Here is a 2,205-nt window from a genome sequence, read left to right as displayed (position 1 = left end):
CTTCATGCCCGATGACGATCTCAGTCGCTCCCTTGAGATCCTCGCTCGTGGCGGCTCCGGCTGGGACTGCCTACGCCGACCACACGAGCAATTCGATGTCTTGCAGGTTGAGCGTGTCATGCCCAAGACATTCCAGGCTGGCGGTCGCCGACAGTACCGCTACCTCGTGGTCGCTGCTGCGAGCACCGCCGGCGAGATGCTTACCCTCCGCGACAAGCTGTTCACCATCGGCTTTGCCGCCGACCGAGCCATTCAGGAAGAGACGGCGCGGCTGATCTCAGACTTCGCAGCGAAAACCCGTGCCGATGCGCTCGCCAAGGTGCAGGCAGCGTTGCCGCACATCTTTGGAGTGGCATCATGACCCGACCGGAGCATGCGCCTGTAACGGATGGGCCGAACCGTTACATCATCTCGTACTGCCCTTGCTGTGAAACCCTCTATGAGGCGACTAGGCGTGACCAGTTGACCTGTTCACCCGCTTGTCGCGTCCGAGCACATCGCACCGGCAAGCTCACGGAATTGAAGCGTACGGCTGATGCCTTGCGCATCCATCCGGCGCTCACTCTCCGCTCGCATGCCGTTGAGATCCTGAGGCCTGACCTGGCCCAGAAGATAGCGGCCGGCGAAGTCGAGTATGACGACATCCTCCCCGATCTCGAAGCAGCGTTCAGCGCTCGTGTGATGAAAGCGGTACGCATGAGTGAAGGGGAGCGCACGGAATGACCTATCAATTTCCCCAACGTCTCAACGCGCTCCTCGACTGGCTTCGGTTGCAGGGTCTCGATATCGCCGCGGTGAAATCTGAGCGCCAGGCTGCGTTTATGGCGCAGCAGCTCGCCGGAACGCGGATCAAGTTCCCTGCCAAAGGCACGTCGTGCATGGGCGTGTTGCAAGACATCCAGGCGCGGATCGTCACTGGAAGCGTTTCCAGAGACCGACCATCTGGGGAGCGTCCCCAGATAGGGAGCAGGAACCCAAAGCAAAGGACCGTTCCACGCCAGAACGGTTTCGAAAGCCACGTACCGCCCGGCCTGGTCATCTACGCTGATGGTGCCTGCCACCCAAACCCCGGCATCGGTGGCTGGGGCTTCGCGGTCTACCGCGACGGTGTCGAGATCCATTCGGATTGCGGTGGCGAGCTCGAGGCGACAAATCAGACGATGGAGTTGACGGCCGCGCTGATGGCCCTGCGTTGGTTTGCCGAGCGTGGTGTCATCGAGCCGGTTCGCTTGCTTTCGGACAGTCAATACACCGTCAAAGGCTGYAATGAATGGATGCTGGGATGGAAGGCCAAGGGCTGGCGGCGTGGCGGGCCGAACGCGAAGCCGGAGAATGCCGCAGTCGCCAACCTCGAGCTATGGCAGGCGCTCGACCACGCGCTTTCACTGGTGCCGATCACGCTGGAATGGGTCAAAGGCCACGCCGGCATGCTTGGCAACGAGCGCGCCGACGAGTTGGCCGAGATGGGACGGGAGCAGGTCTTGCCCCGGCGAGAGCCGTCCCTGATCGAACAGCAACTCGTCTATGCCATCTGAGGGCCGAGGATGAGCATCCCAGCCCACGTCCAAGCGCTTTGCGATGAATTTGGTGTGCGTATCGTCCCCAAGCACACCTATCCGCGCATTGGCGAGACGCGAGCCGTCGCAGCGATCCGCAGGATGATCGATCGCCGCGGCATTGGGCATGCACGCATCGTCATGAGCACGCTCACCGAGACGGCCAACAACAAGGCCAGCCTTGAGGCTGAGTGCATCGGTGCTGCCTCCGATCTCTTGCTTGCCTGCCGGCATCACCAAGAGGCGGACCCGGAGAAGTGGTTTCAAGTCTGGGACATGTGTCCCGTCGGCGAGCTGCAGGCCGTAGCGCACGAGATGAGGGGTTTTGTGCCAGTGCGGTCAGCGCTTGCCGGCATGATCTACGAACGGATTTGGCGGGCTTACGGCCCCCGATCCACCCAGCCCGATTTCCTGGACGACAGAAGGATGCCGTCATGACCGAAGCCGACATTGCCGAGATGTTCATTCGTGCCGCCGAGACAGAGCGGAAGCTGCCACAGGTCCGGGGCATGAAGGAAACCACAGGCGGGTATGTGCTGCCGTGGATGCACGATCTTGCCGACATCAACAGCCGCCGCCGCACAGGGGATCGAAAGGAGAAGCTGCTCGACGGCGACGATCCTTTGAAGGAATGGGAAAAGGCATGGAT

5 protein-coding genes are annotated in these 2,205 nt (G+C 61.7%); all 5 read left to right on the top strand.

All coding sequences use genetic code 11. From position 1 onward, the window contains the following. Positions 1-361: hypothetical protein (locus tag AC1DUU_RS30145; protein ID WP_476786985.1), on the top strand; the 361-nt coding region annotated here is incomplete at its 5' end. Continuing rightward, positions 358-723 (top strand): hypothetical protein, encoded by a 366-nt coding sequence (locus AC1DUU_RS30140; protein ID WP_476786984.1) that lies wholly within the window; start codon positions 358-360, stop codon positions 721-723. The genes AC1DUU_RS30145 and AC1DUU_RS30140, both read left to right, overlap by 4 nt. Beyond that, on the top strand, positions 720-1,535 hold the full coding sequence (locus AC1DUU_RS30135; protein WP_476786983.1) for a ribonuclease H family protein: 816 nt from the start codon (positions 720-722) through the stop codon (positions 1,533-1,535). Before AC1DUU_RS30140 ends, AC1DUU_RS30135 begins: the two co-directional genes overlap by 4 nt. A gap of 9 nt (positions 1,536-1,544) precedes the next feature. Then, positions 1,545-1,994 (top strand): hypothetical protein, encoded by a 450-nt coding sequence (locus AC1DUU_RS30130; RefSeq protein WP_476786982.1) that lies wholly within the window; start codon positions 1,545-1,547, stop codon positions 1,992-1,994. Further along, positions 1,991-2,205: hypothetical protein (locus AC1DUU_RS30125; protein ID WP_476786981.1), on the top strand; the 215-nt coding region annotated here is incomplete at its 3' end. The genes AC1DUU_RS30130 and AC1DUU_RS30125, both read left to right, overlap by 4 nt.

The organism is Aminobacter sp. P4_H6_2, assembly GCF_056400805.1.
This window is presented reverse-complemented; position numbering and strand designations above follow the sequence as displayed.